Source organism: Novosphingobium sp. BL-S-21, assembly GCF_055521655.1.
On sequence record NZ_JBVFVP010000003.1, the window covers coordinates 95,730 to 115,156 of the forward strand.

Annotated in this window: 18 protein-coding genes; 9 read left to right on the forward strand and 9 right to left on the reverse strand. The window is 61.3% G+C overall.

The annotated features are described in order from the left end of the window. Positions 1 to 9: 9 nt before the first annotated feature. From ACZ1J6_RS22980 to ACZ1J6_RS22990, 3 genes are all read right to left on the reverse strand, one after another. Positions 10 to 636: a response regulator transcription factor gene (locus ACZ1J6_RS22980; protein ID WP_465128627.1), complete on the reverse strand. Its 627-nt coding sequence runs from the start codon at positions 634 to 636 to the stop codon at positions 10 to 12. Continuing rightward, positions 633 to 2,186, reverse strand: a complete 1,554-nt coding sequence (locus ACZ1J6_RS22985; RefSeq protein ID WP_465128628.1) for a sensor histidine kinase — start codon at positions 2,184 to 2,186, stop codon at positions 633 to 635. The genes ACZ1J6_RS22980 and ACZ1J6_RS22985 overlap by 4 nt, the downstream gene beginning before the upstream one ends. Before the next feature lie 77 nt (positions 2,187 to 2,263). Then, positions 2,264 to 2,923: a sensor histidine kinase gene (locus tag ACZ1J6_RS22990; RefSeq protein WP_465128629.1), complete on the reverse strand. Its 660-nt coding sequence runs from the start codon at positions 2,921 to 2,923 to the stop codon at positions 2,264 to 2,266. Positions 2,924 to 3,108: 185 nt separating this feature from the next. On the opposite strand from ACZ1J6_RS22990, the gene ACZ1J6_RS22995 reads away from it, so the two are divergent. The 3 genes from ACZ1J6_RS22995 to ACZ1J6_RS23005 all read left to right on the forward strand — a co-directional run bounded on the left by ACZ1J6_RS22995 (position 3,109) and on the right by ACZ1J6_RS23005 (position 5,869). Then, complete coding sequence (locus tag ACZ1J6_RS22995; RefSeq protein WP_465128630.1) at positions 3,109 to 3,945, forward strand: alpha/beta fold hydrolase; 837 nt, start codon at positions 3,109 to 3,111, stop codon at positions 3,943 to 3,945. Between the two features lie 97 nt (positions 3,946 to 4,042). After that, positions 4,043 to 5,680 carry an FAD-dependent oxidoreductase gene (locus ACZ1J6_RS23000; protein WP_465128631.1) on the forward strand — a complete coding sequence of 546 codons (1,638 nt, stop codon included), beginning with the start codon at positions 4,043 to 4,045 and terminating at the stop codon, positions 5,678 to 5,680. Between the two features lie 96 nt (positions 5,681 to 5,776). Continuing rightward, positions 5,777 to 5,869 (forward strand): hypothetical protein, encoded by a 93-nt coding sequence (locus tag ACZ1J6_RS23005; RefSeq protein ID WP_465128834.1) that lies wholly within the window; start codon positions 5,777 to 5,779, stop codon positions 5,867 to 5,869. Positions 5,870 to 6,194: 325 nt separating this feature from the next. Here the strand turns inward: ACZ1J6_RS23005 and ACZ1J6_RS23010 are convergent, their stop codons facing one another. After that, the gene (locus ACZ1J6_RS23010) at positions 6,195 to 6,425 is read right to left on the reverse strand and encodes a hypothetical protein (protein WP_465128632.1); all 231 of its coding nucleotides are present in this window, start codon (positions 6,423 to 6,425) and stop codon (positions 6,195 to 6,197) included. A gap of 329 nt (positions 6,426 to 6,754) precedes the next feature. Between ACZ1J6_RS23010 and ACZ1J6_RS23015 the strand changes: the two genes are divergently transcribed. Both ACZ1J6_RS23015 and ACZ1J6_RS23020 read left to right on the forward strand, forming a co-directional pair. After that, positions 6,755 to 7,744, forward strand: a complete 990-nt coding sequence (locus ACZ1J6_RS23015) for a cation diffusion facilitator family transporter (RefSeq protein WP_465128633.1) — start codon at positions 6,755 to 6,757, stop codon at positions 7,742 to 7,744. Between the two features lie 90 nt (positions 7,745 to 7,834). Continuing rightward, positions 7,835 to 7,984, forward strand: a complete 150-nt coding sequence (locus tag ACZ1J6_RS23020; RefSeq protein ID WP_465128634.1) for a hypothetical protein — start codon at positions 7,835 to 7,837, stop codon at positions 7,982 to 7,984. Positions 7,985 to 8,513: 529 nt separating this feature from the next. Here ACZ1J6_RS23020 and ACZ1J6_RS23025 read toward each other — a convergent pair. Both ACZ1J6_RS23025 and ACZ1J6_RS23030 read right to left on the reverse strand, forming a co-directional pair. Beyond that, a complete protein-coding gene (locus tag ACZ1J6_RS23025; RefSeq protein WP_465128635.1) occupies positions 8,514 to 11,891 on the reverse strand; it encodes a PAS domain S-box protein in 3,378 nt (1,125 codons plus the stop codon). 1 nt (position 11,892) lies between these two features. Beyond that, positions 11,893 to 13,404: an ATPase domain-containing protein gene (locus tag ACZ1J6_RS23030; RefSeq protein WP_465128636.1), complete on the reverse strand. Its 1,512-nt coding sequence runs from the start codon at positions 13,402 to 13,404 to the stop codon at positions 11,893 to 11,895. 23 nt (positions 13,405 to 13,427) lie between these two features. Here ACZ1J6_RS23030 and ACZ1J6_RS23035 point away from each other — a divergent pair, with 23 nt between their 5' ends. Further along, a complete protein-coding gene (locus ACZ1J6_RS23035; RefSeq protein ID WP_465128637.1) occupies positions 13,428 to 13,628 on the forward strand; it encodes a hypothetical protein in 201 nt (66 codons plus the stop codon). 76 nt (positions 13,629 to 13,704) lie between these two features. Here the strand turns inward: ACZ1J6_RS23035 and ACZ1J6_RS23040 are convergent, their stop codons facing one another. Further along, positions 13,705 to 14,280 (reverse strand): DedA family protein, encoded by a 576-nt coding sequence (locus ACZ1J6_RS23040; RefSeq protein ID WP_465128638.1) that lies wholly within the window; start codon positions 14,278 to 14,280, stop codon positions 13,705 to 13,707. Between the two features lie 720 nt (positions 14,281 to 15,000). Here ACZ1J6_RS23040 and ACZ1J6_RS23045 point away from each other — a divergent pair. Then, entirely contained in the window at positions 15,001 to 15,276 is a 276-nt protein-coding gene (locus ACZ1J6_RS23045; RefSeq protein ID WP_132269870.1) for an HU family DNA-binding protein, read from the forward strand. A 189-nt stretch (positions 15,277 to 15,465) separates the two neighbouring features. Here ACZ1J6_RS23045 and ACZ1J6_RS23050 read toward each other — a convergent pair whose 3' ends face one another. After that, complete coding sequence (locus ACZ1J6_RS23050; RefSeq protein WP_465128639.1) at positions 15,466 to 15,666, reverse strand: DUF6771 family protein; 201 nt, start codon at positions 15,664 to 15,666, stop codon at positions 15,466 to 15,468. 169 nt (positions 15,667 to 15,835) lie between these two features. Here ACZ1J6_RS23050 and ACZ1J6_RS23055 point away from each other — a divergent pair, with 169 nt between their 5' ends. Together ACZ1J6_RS23055 and ACZ1J6_RS23060 are read left to right on the forward strand one after the other, a co-directional pair. Next, positions 15,836 to 16,819, forward strand: coding sequence for a sensor domain-containing diguanylate cyclase (locus tag ACZ1J6_RS23055; protein WP_465128640.1), 984 nt, complete (start codon positions 15,836 to 15,838; stop codon positions 16,817 to 16,819). 465 nt (positions 16,820 to 17,284) lie between these two features. Continuing rightward, positions 17,285 to 17,443, forward strand: coding sequence for a hypothetical protein (locus ACZ1J6_RS23060; RefSeq protein WP_465128641.1), 159 nt, complete (start codon positions 17,285 to 17,287; stop codon positions 17,441 to 17,443). A 182-nt stretch (positions 17,444 to 17,625) separates the two neighbouring features. On the opposite strand, the gene ACZ1J6_RS23065 is transcribed toward ACZ1J6_RS23060, so the two are convergent. After that, on the reverse strand, positions 17,626 to 18,054 hold the full coding sequence (locus tag ACZ1J6_RS23065; RefSeq protein WP_465128642.1) for a twin-arginine translocation pathway signal protein: 429 nt from the start codon (positions 18,052 to 18,054) through the stop codon (positions 17,626 to 17,628). Positions 18,055 to 19,427: the final 1,373 nt, after the last annotated feature.

Here is a 19,427-nt window from a genome sequence, read left to right on the forward strand (position 1 = left end):
CCATCATACTCAGATGTTAAAGCGGTGAATCGTGTCATCGCGAATGCCCAGTGTTTCGGCCATTCTCACCAGGTCCGCCAGCGACTGCGCTTCCATCTTGCGCATGACGTTGCCGCGATGGATCTTCACCGTGATCTCCGAAAGCTCCATCCGCGCCGCGACCTGCTTGTTCATCAGACCGGTCACGACGAGACTCATGACTTCGCGCTCCCTTGGCGTGAGCCGGTCGTAGCAAAGCTGGAGTGCGTCCGACCCGGCGGCCTGCTCGCGGCGCTCTTCGTCGCGCTCAAGCGCGCTGCCGACGGCGGCAAGCATCTGTTCCTCACTGAATGGCTTGGGCAGGAAGTCCACCGCACCGGCTTTCATCGCGCGCACGGTCATGGGGATATCGCCGTGCCCGGTAATGAGAACCACCGGAAGCGTTATTCCTTCCGCGACGAGGCGCTCCTGAAAGTCCAGACCGCTCTGCCCGCGAAGCCGCACGTCCAGGACGAGGCAGGACGCAGTGGTCGGTTTTTCTGCGGCCAGAAATTCCTCGGGGCTCTGGAATAGCGCCACATCCCGCCCGGTCGAGCGGAACAGGCTGCCCAGCGATCCCAGGATTTCGGGGTCGTCATCGATCACAAAGACGGTCATGCTGCCTCCCTCCCGGCCGCAATGACCGGAAGCGTGAACCGGAAAGTGGCGCCGAGTGCCGCATTGTTCGATGCGACGAGCGTGCCCCCGTGCCGCTCGACGATCGAGCGGCAGATCGACAGGCCCATTCCCAGGCCCGTACTCTTGGTCGTGAAAAATGGCGCGAACAGGCTTTCGGGATCGGCGGAAATGCCCGTCCCGCAGTCACGCACTTCCACGTTGACGGTTGCGCCGGCATGTACCGCCTTGACGCAGAGTTGTCTTTGATCGGCCGGGGTCTCGGCCATCGCCTGCTCGGCATTGAGCATCAGGTTCATGAGCACCTGCTGGATCTGCACCCAATCGCCTCGCACCAGCGGGAGGCTATCGCCGATGTCGAGCGTAATCGCGACGTCGTTCGTCTGGAGGTCCCGGCGGAGCAGCGCGACGGTCTCTTCGATCAGGGGGCCCAAGGCCAGCACGTCCTGGCGCGGCTCGACATTGCGGGCCAGGTCGCGGATGCGGGCGATCACGTCTGCTGCACGGGTGCCGTTCGATGCGATGTGGTCCAGACAGTCGCCAACCTCTTTCGCATCGGGAGCTTCGCGCGCCAGCCAGCGGCGACCGGATTTCGCATAAGTGATGATCGCGGAGAGCGGCTGATTGACTTCATGGGCGATCGATGCGGCCAGTTGCCCCAGCGTCGTTACGCGCGAAACATGGGTAAGTTCGGCCTGGGACTGGGCGAGCCGCGCCTGCGTTCGGTTTCGCTCGGTAACGTCGATGGCCATGATGAGTACCCGGCTCCAGCCATCGGCGCCGGGGGGAACGGTCACGCGCAGGACCACATCGATCGTCTCCCCCGAAGCGGCGAGAAACTGGGTTTCCTCCTCGATCGCCGGATCCCCGCGCACGAGTGCAGCGAGAATGCGGCCGAGCGTCGCCTCGGCGGCGGGCGTGTGGTGGGGAATGAGCGTGCCGCCGATCAACGCGCGGGCATCGGGCAGGCCGAACAGGCGTCCCGCAGCGTCATTGGCGGCGCGGATGGTCGCGGTACGGGCGATGTGATCGATCTGCTCCGGCGTTGCGGAGCCGCCATTTGCCAGCAGCGCATGCGCCGTCGACCAGTCGCCCTCCCAGATCGGCAGACCCGCCGCATTGAAGATCGTTCGGTAACGCTCCTCCGACTTGCGCTGCTGTTCGGCTACCGCGAGATTGCGGATGCTGAGCAGTGTGGCGATCAGGATCGCGATCAGGCTGACAGCAAGCCGCATGGCCGGCGAACCCAGCGGCTCTCCCCCATGGCTGATGAAGTAGCCCCCCACTGCCATCGCGAGCACGGCCGCACAGGTCGCCAGCATCACCCGGCGGTCATGGCTGCGCGAGGACATGACAATGGCAACCGTGTACAAGACGGCAACGGCACCCTGAAGCGGGCTCAGAACATCGAGGGCAAAGACGGCGAGCGCCAGCGCCGCAGCGCCGTGGAGTCTTCCCGTCAACCTTCTACCGCCCGCATCGTCGCGCATGATCGCCTCGCGTAGCCCCACGGCCCAGGCGACCGGGAGCATGGCCAAGCTGGACGAGAACGGCCATGATCGCAACGGGTAAGCTGGCATGCTTCGGGGGAGGCGGGCGCCCGACCGTATCAGGCACACAACGTGAAGCGCGTGCCGGGCCGCGCATCCGACCAGCCGTACCGGGCGCCCAGACGATGCGCCATCATGGAGATAAACTGACTGCCCAGTCCGCTTCCTTCCGGCGCCGCGCGCGCTGCGCGGCCTCGGCCCCGATCGACCACTTCCAGCACGAAGCCGCCCATCGGCCTCGCACAGAGGGAGATGTCAACCGCGCCGGGAGAGCCTAGCGGATAGGCGTACTTGCAAGCATTGCCGACCAGCTCAGAGACGATCACCCCGATCGAACTGGCCGTCTCGGCCGCGACAATCACGGGCTCCGCCGCGACGCGGATCTGGCGGCCGGCACCAGCATCGCCGCAACCCGTCTCAAGACCTGCGCCAAGCTGCTCCAGATATTCGCCCAGATCGACCTGCCCGGCCGACCGTTCCCGGCAGAGCTGACGGTGAACCCCGGCGATCGCCGCTATCCGCAGCGTCATCGCAGCCAGCACCGCAAGGGCCGCCGGGTCCGCGATCCGGCGCGCCTCAAGCGTCATCATGGCCGCTACAAGTTGCAGGCTGTTGGCTACGCGGTGATTGACCTCGTCCATCGCGCTTGGCTCGGGAACGGGGGGAAGCACGGCTACGGCTGCGGTTTCTGGGAAAGCGGCGTGATGCGCGGTGGTCATCGTCTCTTCCTCGATTGGGTGACCCGCTGATCCCCGATCGCAGTCCGCCGGGCCATCATACGCAGGTATGGGGGCGATCAGGGAGCACCCAAACCTGCGTATGATATCGGGGCATCCACGCCGCGCCGATATCGGAACGGTCGGACCGGCCCCCCGCCAGTCTCCGCCTGCCAATGGAGGACAACATGGCTACCATCACGACGAACGACGGCGTTGAAATCTTTTACAAGGACTGGGGCCCCAAGGACGCGCAGCCAATCGTGTTCCATCATGGCTGGCCGCTGAGCTCGGACGACTGGGATGCCCAGATGCTCTTCTTCCTGCAGCAGGGGTACCGCGTCGTCGCGCATGACCGCAGGGGCCATGGCCGCTCGGCGCAGGTCGGCGCCGGTCACGACATGGATCACTATGCATCGGACGCTTCCGCCGTGGCCGAGCATCTCGACTTGCGCGGTGCGGTCCACATCGGACATTCGACCGGCGGCGGCGAGGTCGCGCGCTACGTCGCGCGCTTCGGCCAGCCCCAGGGCCGGGTCGCCAAGGCCGTGCTGGTCAGCGCGGTTCCGCCGCTGATGCTGAAGACCCCGGAAAATCCCGGCGGTACCGATATCGCCGTGTTTGATGGTTTCCGCAGTGCCCTCGCCGCGAACCGCGCGGACTTTTTCCTCGATGTCGCATCGGGTCCGTTCTACGGCTTCAATCGTCCCGGCGCCGCAGTTTCGGACGCGGTCATCCGCAACTGGTGGCGCCAGGGCATGAGCGGCAGCGCGCTGGCGCACTATGAGGGCATCAAGGCGTTCTCGCAGACCGATCAAACCGAAGATCTCAAGGCCATAACCGTGCCCGCGCTTGTCCTCCAAGGCGATGACGATCAGGTCGTGCCCTATACGGATGCAGCCTTGCAGCAGATCAAATTGCTGCGGAACGGCACATTGAAAATCTATGCGGGCTATCCGCACGGAATGCTGACGACGCACGCCGACGTGATCAATCCCGATCTGCTGGCATTCGTCCGTAGTTGATCGTCGCGCCGGCGGCGCAATACTGCGCCGCCGGCGCGACGATCCTTGGATGACAAGGTGGGAGGCCGGGTTCTGGCCATTGCAAGCGAGACGCGACATGAACACGCTGGGTACCCGCGAACATCAGATGTTTCCCGTATTGGACGATGCGCAGATCGCGATTGCGCGCCGGTTTTGCAGCGGGCCGGAACGCCGCTTCGAGCCGCACGAGGAAGTCTATGCGATCGGCGCCGAGGGCGCACCGGCCTGGCTCGTGCTAGAGGGCACGATCGAGGTCGTGCAACGTGATGGTCTCAGCCACGAGGCGCCGATCACCACGCACGGTGTGGGGCAGTTCTCGGGAGAGGTGAACCAGCTTGCCGGACGGCCATCGATCGCCGCCGGATACGCAGGGCCGGACGGCTGCACGGCACTGCCGTTCGATGCCGCGCATCTCCGCGCACTCATGGTCGGCTCTGCCGATGTGGGCGAGACGGTGATGCGCGCGCTCATCCTGCGGCGGGTTGCGCTCATTGCCGAAGGGGGCGCCGGGACGATTCTGATCGGTGTGCCAGATAGCGCAGAGATCGTGCGGCTTCAGGGCTTCCTGACGCGTAGCGGCTATCCCAACCTTGTCTTGAATGCTGCATCCGATGAGGAGGGCAAGGCACTGGTGGAGCGGATCGGCGTATTGCCCGAAGAACTGCCGCTCGTCGTCTGTCCCAATGGAAACATGCTGCGCCGGCCCAGCGATGTGGAGGTTGCTGCGTGCCTGGGCATGACCCCCAATCTGGACCCTTCGACGGTCTACGATGTTGCGATTGTAGGCGCCGGCCCTGCGGGGCTTGCTGCAGCCGTCTACGCAGCCTCGGAAGGTCTGTCGACCATTGTGCTGGACGAGCGCGCGATGGGCGGGCAGGCCGGATCGTCAGCCAGGATCGAGAACTATCTTGGCTTCCCCACCGGGATTTCGGGGCAGGCGCTCGCCGGGCGTGCGTTCAACCAGGCGCTGAAATTCGGTGCAGAGATTGCCGTGCCGGTTGGCGTGCAGAAGTTGGACTGCTCTTCCGCTGTGCCGGCGCTGGAGCTTGCCGGCGATCGGCGCCTCCAGGCACGCACTGTCGTGATCGCGTCGGGCGCACGCTACCGCCGGCCGGACATTCCCGATCTTGCCGGTTTCGAGGGGCGCGGCGTGTCGTATTGGGCATCGCCGGTCGAAGCCCGGCTCTGTGCTGGAGAGGAAGTGGCGCTCGTCGGAGGCGGGAATTCGGCCGGACAGGCTATCGTCTTCCTGGCGCCGCAAGTGAAGCGGTTGCATTTGTTCGTCAGGCGGGACCTGTCGGAGACAATGTCCCGCTACTTGATCGAACGCATCGCGGCTCTGCCCAATGTCGAGATCCATGTGGGCAGCGAAGTGGTTGCGCTTTCAGGCGATGGGGAAGGGCTTGCCTCTGCGACCTTCAGGCAATTTGCGACCGGTACTCTCCACCGCCGTGACATCCGGCACCTGTTTCTGTTCATCGGCGCCGACCCGAATTCGGCATGGCTTGGCGGCTGCGTGGTGACTGATGCAAAAGGGTTTGTGGAGACCGGCAGCAGCGCCCTGCCGCTTGAAACCAGCCTTTCTGGCGTATTCGCGATTGGCGACGTTCGGAAGGGCTCGACGAAACGGGTTGCCGCGGCCGTCGGTGAAGGGGCCGCCGTCATCGCCCAGATCCACACAAAAATCGCTGAAATGAAGGGAGAGCGGCCATGACGTCGTGCAAGCAGCGAAGCGCCATATATCGCGTCACGCCCAGCGCGCGGCTGCGAGGAGGGCCTTCCAATCGGCAGCCTATGGCTGCGCCCGCGCATCTGCCTTAGCTGCGGCTCTGTCGGCAGCTGCGACCAGTCGCCGCACCGGCACGCGGCCGCCCATTTTCCTACAATGGCCACCCGAACATAGAAGGGTATGACCCGCCGGATGGGGCTGAGGCTACATAGACGACGAAATGATCGATTTGCCCGGCCGAACTCCGCAGCGCGGCCCAGTACCTCGCTATTACCAGTCCGAGCGATTTGCAGCCTCCGCCGCCCGGAGCTCCGCCGGAGCAAGGGGCAAAGGCGTCGTCTTCTGGTTGAAGCGGCCGTTCACCATTTTGAATTTAGGCGGCCGGATAAGCCTACGGTAGGCCGTTCAGGCTAACGCGTTCGGTGAACGGACAGCAACTGTCACGGCACCGAAATGCGCTGTTTTACCACCGCTCTGCCAGCGATTTATAGCATTGGGTTCAGCCGGCTACCACGATCGAATATTCAAGTCGCACGTCGTCGAGCAGTCGCTCGATCGCAGCGCGCTGCGTATCGGTCCCGCTAAGCCTGACATCCCAATTGCAATGGGGATGCGTTTTCGTGTCGCGCACGATGACCTTGCCAAGCGCCCGCCGCCACGATTGCGAAGAGCCACCTCTTTCCCGGACAAGGCGGGCGATAAGCAGCTGCTCGAGATCGGATGCGGTCATAGCCGCTGCTTAGCCTTTGTTGGCGGCCAATCAAGCTGTGCTTCTTGCGCTCGCTTGATGGATCACCGGCAGGCTTCGAGGATCCGCCGCGGAACAGTATACGCCGGCTCTGACGGCGTCGCCTGAACCGAGGCAGCGCGATTGCGGCGGGCTGCCACCAAATTCGGTAGTTTTTGACGAGGTCGAAAACGGGGAATTTTTCCAAAAGCTGCCCAACAATCCCGAATTGACGCTTTGTAGCCGATTTACAAACATCCCTGATAGGTGCTTGAAGCGGGCATCAGTGGTAGTGCTGGCGAGATGGGTTCATGTGGGCCATAGCGGCGATCATGTCCGCACACGCTTCCAAACGCACCCTATATGCAGCCCTTGCAGCTAACGCCGGGATCGCAATCGCCAAGTTCTGCGGAGCCGCCTACACCGGATCATCCGCTATGGCTTCGGAGGGCATTCACAGTCTCGTCGATACGGGTAATCAGGTATTGCTGCTCTACGGCATCAAGGATGCGAGCCGCCCGGCAGATGCGTCACACCCCTTCGGATATGGCCTGCGGCTCTATTTCTGGGGTTTTGTGGTGGCCATGGCCGTGTTTGCTCTGGGTTCAGGGGTTGCCATTTACGAGGGCGCCGAGAAGGTCGTTCATCCGACCTCGATCCAGAGCGCATGGGTCAACATCCTTATTCTGCTGGTCGCCATTGCCCTCGAAGGCTCTTCGCTTAGGGTCGCGCTTGGCGAAGTGCGGACTGACGCGAAGCGGCGCGGGCTGGGAATGTTGGAAACGATCCGGACGCACCGAGACCCCACGATCTTCGCTGTCGTCTACGAAGAGACTGCTGCCCTTGCCGGTCTTGGCGCAGCGCTTCTCGGCATCGGTTTGGCGGTTTTGCTCGACATGCCGGTCATCGACGGTTGGACGTCGATTGCAATCGGCGTGATCCTTGCGATCACGGCCTTGAGCCTGGCTCGGCGCTGCTATGTGCTGATGACCGGGCAATCGGCAGACCCGGCAATCGAAGAACGTCTTCGCGAAATCCTCGCAAGAGTGAAGCCGATTGAGCAGGTGAACGAGGTCCGCACGATGCATTTCGGGCCTTCCGAAGTCCTGGTACTGGCCTCGGCAGACTTCGTGGACGATACGCTTGCGGGCACCGTCGAACGGATCGTTTCCGACGTGGAAGATGGCATTCGAGAGGAGTTCCCCGAAGTCCGTCGTGTCTACATCGAGGCGCAGTCCACCATGCGTCACCGAGAAGCGCTGGAGGACATCGGCGAAGATGTCGACGCCCTCGAGCGGGAGGGTGATGAAGAAGAGGACTGAACTTGTCGGACTCCCGGTTCAGTCACTTCATCATTCCCGGTCCATCTTCAGAGCCTTCTCGAGGATGGATTTGACTTAGATTCGTTGGTCATGACGAACACGACGATCGTCAGCGGAGCAGCCATCGGCACCACCCGTGTTCAGCAGTTGCGCCACCAAGATAGCGGCAAGCGGGTTCCTGTGTCGCACGGCGTTGTGTTCGACAGGAACCATTTGCCGCTCTGCCCTAGCCTCATGTAAATGCGATGTTTGAAAGATTTATCGCTTGTATTCCAGATGACTAGAACGCACAGTCTGGGCGAGTAAGATAGCCGCGCAATAGATCGGCTACTCTCGCAATGTCTCCTAGGTCGCCAAAAATCGCTTTTTCTTTGCAGCAGCGATGCGGTCTTGCAGCTATGTCCAACGAAATAGAAAGGCGCATGGAGGTTCTCGAGCGCGCCATGATCGAGAGCGAAGGTGCGCAGTTTGCCATGCGCCACCTTCTGTCCGCACTTCTGACGAAAGTCTCCAGGCAAGAGGCGCAGCTGCGCCTAGACGAACTTGCGAAAGGAGCTCGGGCCCGAAGAGCCGAACTGGGCGATGGGCGTCTGCGCGGTTACCTGGACGAGCTTGGCGCTATTCGCGATTCAATCGATCCCTCTTTGCAGAGAGCCTCAAGTCAGCATCGGGTATGGACTGGTTCTTAAGAAAATCTGCAATGTTTTTGATTGGTGTGCCCCCATAATGCCGAACTGAGGCCACTCAATCGCCAAGCAGGTGTTGAGTTTTACTTTACGAGGAAAGCAAGGGTTGCTGCGAGTTCATCTTTCCGGAAGGGCTTGGTTAATCGAGGTAGTTTGGCATCTATGCCCTCTAGCTCGGCATAACCAGATACGAGCAAGATCGGCAATGCCGGTCGGGTAAGTCGCAAGTGTCGCGCGAGGTCTGTCCCTGTCATACCGGGCATAAGGTGGTCGGTAACCACAATGTCAACAGACTGGCCGCACTCCAGCACGGCCAAAGCGTCCTCTGCGGAATTGGCTTCCACGATAACATAACCAAGGTCCGCGAGCATATCTGCCGTGCTCATGCGGACGAGCTCTTCATCATCGACCAGCAGTGCCACGCCGCGATGTTCGGCCTCGAATGCCGGACGTTGGATGTCCGACGGTTCTTTGGCAATTTTCGTGCTGATTGGAAGCCACAGCTCTATATTAGTGCCGATCCCAACCCGACTGTTGATGGCAAGGCTGCCGCCGAGTTGCGAGGCAAGGCCATGCACCATGGATAGGCCAAGGCCAGTCCCTCTGCCCACGCCCTTCGTCGAAAAGAATGGTTCGATTGCACGAGCGAGCGTTGCGTCATCCATTCCGATGCCCGTGTCGGCGACAGAGATCCGGATATATTCACCAGGGGGCAGCCTGGAATGATGCCTGGCACTTATGCGTTCGGATATCGCTGAGATCCGCAGCGTCCCGCCATCCGGCATTGCATCACGTGCATTCACGGACAGATTGAGCAGTGCCATCTCAAGTTGATTTGGATCGGCCTTGGCAAGTGGCAAATCCTCCGCCACTTCCACCACGACCTTGATTTGCGGCCCGGTCGTGCTGGCGACGAGATCGCCCATGCCGGCAATCAGCTCACGGATATCGACAGGTACGGACTGGAGCGGCTGTCGCCGGGCAAACGCGAGAAGACGCTGCACCAGCGTTCGCGCGCGCTCCGCCGATTGCGCGGCGCCGGCAATCAGACGCTGCTCACGCTCGTTTCCGACGCCTCTACGCTGAAGCATATCGAGGGAGCCGACGATGGGTGTGAGCAGATTATTGAAATCGTGCGCAACGCCGCCGGTCAGTTGGCCCATTGCCTCCATCTTCTGGCTCTGGCGTAAGGCATCGTGCGCAGCTTCGCGTTCCGCAACAGCTTCCAGAACGCGGGACTCAAGCGTTGCATTCAGCTCCCGAAGTGCGTTCTCGGCCTCCTTGCGCGCCGTGATCTCGAGTGCGGTCCCGGCGACGCGCACGCATCGGCCCGAGGCATCGAACATACCTCGGCCCTTGGCAGCGACCCAGCGCACGACGCCGTCTTCTTTGCCGACAGTGCGGTAATCGACATCGTAGAGCGCACGCACCGAGGGATCGGCGGCTGCCAGATAGGCATCAATCGTGGCGGCGCGGTCATCGGGATGGAGACCGGCGTAGAAGTCTTCCATCGTGATGGGGACTTCGGTCGAGATGCCGAACATGGCCTTGGTCCGAGCCGGCCAGATGAGCCGGTCATTGACGACATCGACATCCCAGAAACCGATTTCGGCGTTTTCGACGGCCAGCCGCAGCCGCTCCTCGCTCTCTCGAAGACGCGCTTCGGCACCGACCCGCTCGACATGTGCCCAACAGCGCTCGGCAACTTCTCGGATCCACGCGATCTCGTTCGGCGCCCACTCTCGCGCCCGGTCCTGATGTACGGCCATCATCGCAGCCAGCCGGCCGTACTTGACCAGGGGACAGCAAACGATCGCCTCGATATCGATCGACTGGAACATCGCGCGACCCTGCTCGGGCTCGAGCTCATCTGCCACATTATTGATGACCAGCGTTTGCCCAAGCCGCATGTCGGCAGCGGCGCGTGGCCCGAAGAGATCGAGGCTATAGGTCCCGACCGAACTGTCCGTGCCGGGCGCGGTATAATCGTTCCGGATCCAGAAACGGTCGTTGTCAGCATCGACGTCAGCGTAGGCGCATCGTGAGGTGTGGATCTTTTGTCCCAGCATCTCGGCCGCCGCCCGCATCGCCTCGGTCGCCGTGGCGGCGCCGAACAGCCTTTCCTCCAACGTCCCAAAAAAGCGCAGACGCGCTTCGCTTTCCCGCAGCGCTGCCTCCGCTTCATGTTCCGCCGTGCGATCGCGGAAGATTTTAACGAAACCACGGTCACGTTGGGCGAGCGGCATGGTCAGGCCCGATCCCCAGAACCGTTGGCCGTCTTTGCGAACATGCCAGCGTTCGTTGACCGCCCGGCCCTGGGCAGCAGCCCTTTTCATCTCATCCGCCGGTGCATTGGCTGCCCGGTCTTCAGGGGTAAAGAACATGTCTCCGCGCCGACCAAGCGCTTCCTGCACGGCAAAGCCAATAATCCGCGTCGCCCCACTATTCCACCCGGTAATCACCCCTTCGGGGTCAAGCGTCACGATAGCGAAGTCCTCGGCGCCTTCGACAATCTGCCGATATCTTTCCTCGCTCGCGAGAAGTTTATCTTCGGTCCGCGCCCGCGCAATGACGATGCCGGCCGTACGGACCACGAAGTCGACAATGGCGAGGTCCGCTGCGATGGGCGCGCGCGGCTCGCGGTGGTACATCGCAAACGTGCCCAGAGTTTCGCCCTCCACAGAAGCAATCGGGAGAGACCAGCAAGCCCTAAGGCCGTGGGAAAGCGCCAGATCGCGGAAGTCCGCCCAAAGCGGGTCAGATGCTATATCCGCGACGAATACAGGTTCCTTACGGTAAACTGCGGTACCGCAGGAACCGATGGCAGGTCCGATCCCGATGCCGTCGATTGCCTCGTTATACGCATCCGGCAGGCTTGGGCCGGCGCCGTGGCGCAGGTGCCGGCCATCCTCATCCATCAGCAGGATCGAGGCGAGGACCCCTGATGTCGACAGAGCTTCCACTTCGAGCACGATGGCATTCAGAGTGGTCCTCAGCGGCGCCGCCTCGACCGCAAGCGCGAGGACCCGATTTTGTGCCGCACTCAGCCGCGCGGCATCGCGTATTTCGAACTGCCGGGCCCTGGCTTTCAACGAGGAGCGAATGGCGCCAAGCATAGCCTCGGCGTGAAGCGGTCGCTCCAGCAGGACGACGTTGCCCAATTCGGAAAGGCGATCGGCTGCTGCCACTGTCCGGGGCGACCGCGATCCGTTGGCAAGTACCACGAAGGGAATGTCCGACCAGCTTTCCTGCCCAGCGACCCAGCGCGCGATTTCGTGAGCGTTCGGTCCTACGAGCGCTTCCTCGGTGAGTAGGACGGCGCCTGCACCATCCTCCAGCCGACAAGCAAGCTCGCCCGCATCAGCGCAGACTTGCGCCGCGATCGAATGGCGTGCGAACAGATTGGCCGCGATCGCCGCATCGCGGCCGCGCGGCGCCAGGATCAGGACGAGCTGGCTCATCCTATCCCCGCGAACTGTCCGGATCCGTCTGGCTTGCCATCAGTGTCTTTGCCTCGCCCGAGAAGGTTGGCACGCCAGTCAGCACGCCTTGGAATTGCCGGAGCGGTTCGCCAAGTTGCAACCCGCTGCTGCCTATCTGAAACTCGCGTATCGTCCGTTCGTGCCTGGCGGTCCGCGTTTTGATGACGGAAATCGCCTGGCGGACTTCGCCGTGCGCTTCGAAATAGCGTAGCTGGACGACGGTGTCCGAGAGATAACTCAGATCGACATCCGAACGGATATCACCCGTCACGCCGTGCAAGCCAAGGATAAGGAGGCTCACCACACCTTTCTGGCCGAGGTAACTCAGCATTTCATGCATCTGCAAAATGAGGAACTGTTCGTTCGGCATTGACTGGAGATAAGCGTTGAGGCTGTCGATCACGACGACGCTGGCGCCGTGCTCCTCGACCGCTGCGCGAACCGATCCGGCGAATTCGCCAGGCGACATTTCTGCCGGATCAATCGACTGCAGCAGCAACTGCCCGTTTTCGAGATAGGGCTGAATGTCCATGCCGAGTGCCGCGCTTCGCGTCATTAGCGTGGGCACACGTTCATCGAACAGGAAATAGGCGGCTTTACTACCTCTCTCTAGCGCTGCCACCATGCATTGCACTGAGGTCGTCGTCTTGCCGACACCAGCGGGCCCCGTCAGCAAGGTGGCGGTACCGGGCACGAGCCCACCGCCGAGCAATCTGTCGAGCTCTGGCGAGCCGGTCGTCATCGTCGCCCCGCCGTCAACCGTGTCATGGTCTCCGGCGACCAGGCGGGGATAAACGCAAAGACCGCCGCGCTTGATTTCGAAGTCATGGTAGCCGCCACGGAACTTTACACCCCGCATCTTGACGACGTTGAGCCGCCGCCGCTGTCCACCGAACCCGGCCAGCGTCTGCTCCAGCGAGATGACGCCGTGCGCAATGCTATGCAACTGCAGATCGCTTCCGCTCGCACCGCGGTCGTCGAGCACCAGAACGGTGCACGCACGGGTCGAGAAAAAATGCTTGAGGGCCAGAATTTGACGCCGGTAGCGGATCGGACTTTGAGCAAGCAGACGCAGTTCGGAGAGACTGTCCAGTACGATCCGCGCAGGACGAACCTCATCGACCTTCGCCATGATGTTGCGAACGGTTTCGCCCAGCTCGACCTCGCTAGGATGAAGCAATGTCTGCTCATGTTCCTCGGCAAACTCGTCCGCTGGAACCATTTCGAACAGGTGCAACTGGTCGAGTGACCAGCCGTGCGACTTTCCAACGGCACGGAGTTCGACTTCGGTTTCGGCCAGCGTGATATAGAGGCCCAGCTCACCAACGGCGGCGCCCGAGAGCAGGAAGCCGAGGCCCAGCGTTGTCTTTCCAGTGCCGGGCGTACCTTCCACCAGGTACATGCGCTCAGGCGTTAGGCCGCCATTCAGTACAGCGTCGAGCCCGGAAATGCCTGTTGAGGCGAGAAGGGACGGCTGCTCATATGACGACACCTAAATCTCCTTGACTGCGACGCATGGACAAGACAACCCGCCGCCGCCGCATTTGTGCCAGCCGCCCTTTGGAGCGTTTGCTTCTCGCCACGGGTTTATTCCATCCTGTGGATCTTGGAAATCAGACATTTTTACGCATAGGAATCAAAGCATCGCAGCCTTTGGAAAAGCATCTGAGCCTGGAGGCAGGGGACGGTAGAGGAGCGGCGACCACCGAGCAATGAATGGATTTTATTCGGGCGCGGCAACGGTCCGCCAGCGCGCTCGGGCTACAGGAACCACGACCTCATTAGGTGGCTTTCAGGCCTTTCGAAACCGGATTATCCGGTAGAGGTAGGCGATGAGAATCGCGAGCATAATCGCGGTGCTCGCCGGACCCAGGTAACGGTCGATTTCATCGAACTTTCGGCCGAGGACATATCCGGCAGTGCCCAGCGCGCTCGTCCAAACGCTGGCGCCAAGCGCAGTGAGAAACAGGAAGCGGCCGAGGTCCATCCGAAAGATCCCCGCCGGAATGGAAATCAGCGTCCGAATGCCGGGAATAAGGTGGCCAAGCGGGACCGCCCAGCGGCTGTGGTGCTCAAAGCGCTGTTCGAGCTCGTCGATCTGCTTCGGCGACAACGTGATCCAGCGCCCATGCCTGCAGGCCCAGCGTTTCAGCCTTTCGTCTCCCAAGGTGCGCGCCACGACGTACCAGAAGCCGGCGCCGAGAAGAGTGCCAGCCTTTCCGGCAATAAGTACGCCGGGGAGGCTGAGCTTGCCCTCGCTTGCCGTAAAGCCGGCCATCGGCATGATGACCTCCGAGGGTAGCGGCGGAAACACGTTTTCCAGGAACATCAGAAGCGCGATGCCCAGATAACCCATGTCCTCGATCATTTGTGTTATCCACTCGGTCAACGATCTTGCTCCACGTTATTGGCCGCTCGCTCCGGCCATGATGTACTGAACGTCATTATCTCACGATCGGCTCCGCAGCGCCGATCTGGGCAAACGAGAATGGACCGGCGAAGCAGGATGCGGACCCAGGTCTGAGCTTTGCCATATCGGTTGGTTGGCGGCACCTGCGAGGTGTTGCTGGTAACATCGCGCCGCGGGGGCAAATGGGTCATGGACAAGGAAGATCGAGGCTGGAGAAACGGCTGCCGAACGTGCTGCTGCCGAGGCTTTCGAGGAAGGCGGCGTGATCCGCCATATCGCCAGGCGTCCCCTTCTTGCTCGCAGGCCTGCCGACCTCAGCCGACCCACAGTGTTTCCGCTTGAGGGCGTCGAGGAACGAGCCGCGCGGCCCGAGATGCGCGAGCGGCGGCGCGCGTGGCTGCCTGTAGCGGATGCGCGGGATCGGGTGATCGAGCGACGGCCTGCGACGGGTTCTGGACGCCCTGATGGCCCATCTTGAGTGCGAGCGGCGGGGCTAGCGGCATTGGGCGCGCTGTATCGCCGTTCCACGACAGGCTGTGGACAACCTGCGTTGAGCAAAGGTTTGGATGAAGTGTGCGGCTTTGAACGGTGAGGGGCTTGCGCCATGTTGGAACAGCGCCAATCCGGCCTTTGAATGGGTCGGGGTGCTAGAACAGACATCAGCAGGACGAACTTTTTATGAACAACAGCGATCTCGCCGACGCCATCGCTGCCGACCACGGCATCGCCAAGACAGACGCACGCAAGATCGTCGACGCAGTATTTGCGGCGATCGGCGAGGCAGCTGCAAAGGGCGAGGAAGTCTCGCTTAACGGTTTCGGCAAGTTCAAGGTCAAGGACAGCCCGGAGCGTGAAGGCCGTAATCCAGCGACGGGTGAAGCCATGACCATCAAGGCTTCGAAGAAGCTCACCTTCACCGTCGCCAAGGCGGTCAAGGACAAGCTTAACGGGTGATGGGAAGGGCGGCATCGGTTGAGCCGATGTCGCCCGGCTTCCATTTAGCCAGTTTGCCTTGTGAGCACTAAGTGAGTGGGCACCAACCGGAGCGTGGCAGGCGGCTGCAATCGGCTTGCCAATGCCGCGATCCGTCTCCAACGAGGCGGCGATGCTGGGCCAAGATCGCGGCACCATGAAGAGGCGGCTTCAACCCTCGCTATCGTTCCGTCCATCTTCATCTCTCCCGCCGGCACTGACAACAGCGCGTACGGCGCTGGAGATCATGGCCGCCAGGGTTTCTTCAGCGGGGCTGCGGAAGGGCAGGGTCTTTGCATTCAGGTCGCGGCGCGCCCATTGCGGGGCGCGCTCGATGGCATGCAGGATCGCGGCAGTCAGTGGGTCGTTCATAGCGGCGGCACGGCGTCTACCCGGCAGGTCGTCCAGCCCGTGTGCAAGGCAGCGCTTTTGTTGAAGCGGCCCGCAGCGAAGCACGACACAGCCGATCCGGACTGGAACTCGGCAATGATGCCCTTAGTTTGTAAGCCAGGATAAACCTGGAGATGAAGGAGACGAGGGCATGACGGGTGTGCCGATCCTCGAGGATGAGCCTGGACGGCTTGCGGCCCTGCAGCGCCTGGAGATACTCGACACGAAAGCGGAAGAGCCGTTCGAGCACATCGTCTCCCTGGTCCGCTCGATACTCAATGTCCCCATTGCCGCCGTGTCACTCATCGATGCCGATCGCCAGTGGTTCAAGGCCAGGGCCGGCCTCGATGCCAGCGAGACGCCGCGCAGCCTTTCGTTCTGCTCACACACGATCAAGGACACGCAGCCTTTCCTGATCGAGAACGCTCTCGACGATGCGCGCTTTGCAGGCAATGCCTTGGTGACCGGGGATCCCAACATCCGCAGTTATGCCGGCATTCCGCTGACAACGCCAGAAGGCTATAACGTCGGGGCGCTATGCGCCATCGACCAGCAGCCGAGACACTTCACCGAAACCGAAGTGACGATGCTGAAGAGCCTCGCGCGGATCGTCGAAACGCAGCTGGAACTGCGCCGGATCGCTGAGCGCGATGTCTTGACCGGGGCTCTTACCAGGCGAGCTTTTGCCGAGCGCGCGCTGGTGGAGGTCGACCGATTTCATCGCTTTGGCCGCCCTAGTACGCTGGTGCTGGCAGACCTCGATCACTTCAAGGCGGTAAACGACACACATGGCCACGCGGCGGGAGACTGCGTTCTGCGCGAAGTTGTCCGCCTTGTGACCGAACTGAAACGCGATGCGGATATCCTGGGACGGCTCGGCGGCGAGGAGTTTGCCGTGCTGCTGCCGGAAACGAACGTGGACGCGGCACATGTTGCAGTCGAACGGTTTCGCAAGAGGCTTGAAGATCACCCGATTTCGCTGCCGGGCGACAAGATGCTGATGGTCACCGCCAGTTTCGGGATCGCTGAGGTGGGGCCGGGCATATTGTCGGTCGAGGAGTGGCTCGCTGCCGCGGATAACCCGCTATACGCTGCGAAACGACTAGGACGAAATCGAAGTGAGATAGCTGGTTGAGTGTTTCCGCAGCATCCGATGCTGCCGATCAAAAAAAAGCTGGCACGAAGGCTGACTTATAGGCTTTTGGGAGAGGATGCCTGAAAGGCAAGGCCGATAAGGTAGGCCTGGTTCTCGCTCGCAAGGACAACAATCGCAACGGCGGTTTTCCAGTAGGCACGACGGTCCATTGTTGTTGGTAGGTGTACCGCCGCACGGACGCACGCTTGAGTCCAGGCCGCCTGATTTCGCATGATTTTGATCGTGAGAGCCAGCTCAGGACCGACCTAGGGTGGAACGCGGATTTCGGATTTCAAGCGTGGTCTGAGGACTGGGGACCTTCCACCCCGTCCGCCTGGCAGAACTCCAATGCCAGCCTGTTCCGCGTCCGCGCGGAGACGGGCCAGTTGGAACTGTTCCTGGACGGCGTTCCCAGTCCCAACGCCCTGGTGCTCAATACAGCGGAAAAGGGCGCCGTTCCTGGCAATGACCCGTGCAAACGCGCTCTTGCGCTGTCCCTTGTTGGATGATGGCGAGGTAGTGATTCACGTCATCTGCGACCGGATCGTCATCGATCATGGCGACCTCCTGCACCGCGTCGGCGAGATGTCCTTCCCGAACCGCACCGGCCGGGGGCGCCTCTAGCAGCGGCGCCCCCGGCCGGGGCGGCAAAGGCTGGAGCCCGAAGCAACGAACAGCTCCTGGTCACCGCATGCCGATGGCCGCCACCGGGAGTAGGTTGTGCGGTTAAAGTCGCACGATGTTCACTGACAGGTGGCCATGCTTCCCAATCGCCAGCGCGTGATCTTATGCGGCAGTTCGAGTCTTCAGGGTGTCTCAGTCTTCGACGCCGCTTTGTTCGCGGCGACCAGGGCATCCCAGGTCGCCCAATCGACGGCGCGTCCGGGATAGGCGACCGTTTTGAACGGCCAAGCCGTCTGGATCCAATCGGTCACCCATTTGTAAAGCTCCGCGTCAAAGCCTGCGTCGTAGTCGGCTTTCGTTACCCACATCCGGACAACGGCATCGTAACCGTTTACGGCGCTCGGCGCGATGTAGACACAACCGCGCTCGGCGCTGCCGTCCGGCGTAAGCACGGCGTAGGCAAACGATTGGCGGTTCTTAAATCGGGCCTCTTCATTTTCCATGTCACGCAGGGCATCGGCGCTCGAGATGCCCTTGTGAGGCCAGTTGGAACTGCGGCTGAAGGTTTTTTGCAGGTGCTCGATGGATGACATGTAGGCGTCGAAATCCATGCCCACCAAAGACGGACCGAGCGGAACAAGCTTGAAGCCCTCTGCCTCGGCTGAATGCGGGACCATGAAATCCGCTGGTACTAAGGGTGGCCTTACGTTTGGCGCCGCTCTGGCAGCCGAATCCGTTGGTGATGGGGCCGCGAGGGCCGGATATCCGGTCAGCGTCAGGGCCCAAAATGCCAGTGCCCGACCTGCGATCCCAAATCTCAATTTCTACTCCTCACCTTGTACCCTGGTAGCCGCTCGGCGGGAATGCCGGAGAAATTGCCCGTGGCCAGCCTGCATTTCAAAAGAGCGGCGGCTGGGCCAGTGGGAAAAGTCGTATGCAGTACATAGATGCCGCCGATGTACTGCGCTGAGCATACCGTTCGCCGCTGCGCTGGGCAGCTGACTGCCCCGTTTATGCCTTGCCTATGCCTCGCCCGGCCCCGTTGGAAGCGCGTCGTTAAGTTGATCCACGTCCATTCCGCATGCGACGGTTCATATGCCGGCCTGGAAATTGAAGTGGTCCCGGTTCACGCACCGGATGTTAAGCTAATCTGAGATGGTGGACCGTGCACATGCTACCTGGTTGGGCTAGACGACGCTGGGGTTTCGTTCGCTTGCGACTTCACCATTGAAGGCCCGGCATCACCTCACCCGGACTTTCGTAAAGCGGCGAGGGACCATACCAGTTCGATGGCGACAGGCAAATGGACAGGTGCTGACGGAGAATAAAGAATGATGCAGTTGGGCACCTACTCACCGTTCCCTCGAATTGATCCGTTCCGAAGTCGGCAGTGTCGGACAGTCCGGAATGTCTCCTTTCGAGAGCCGATCGTGCCCAAGCAGACATTCATTCATGCCTTTGCGGGAAACTGGTTGCAGCGAAGCAAGGTACCTCAGCCAATCTCTCCAATGCAAACTTAATCATTGTGTCCCGTAATAGGATAGTTCGTAGCGGAGCGCGCTATCCGGTGGTGCTTACCCAATCTTCTCCACAGTGTCGTAACTTAATTGAGAAATTTCCTCTAGAAATTTTAATTTCGATTCATCACGATCCATTCCAGAAGCAGGCTTTAGGTAGAGGACAGTGTGCAATTCCGTTTTCTGACAGCGATTGTCGTATTTATTGGTTCCTACCTGCCGCTTAGCCTAATCCTGCTAGCCCAGAATTTCGACTTTTCGGCGCTAGGTAGACGGTTGTGCTGGCCGATCGGAGGGCACGCATGCACGCTTCCAGTAAAGAGTCCGATATTTGCGATCGGTCTCTTTACTTTGACTCTCGTGTGTTTTGGTGTGACGTTAATATCTCTACGATTTGTTCGGCCATCAATAGATGTGGAGGTGACTGGAACTGAGTACGTGCCGACAGATCTGATGAATTACACGCT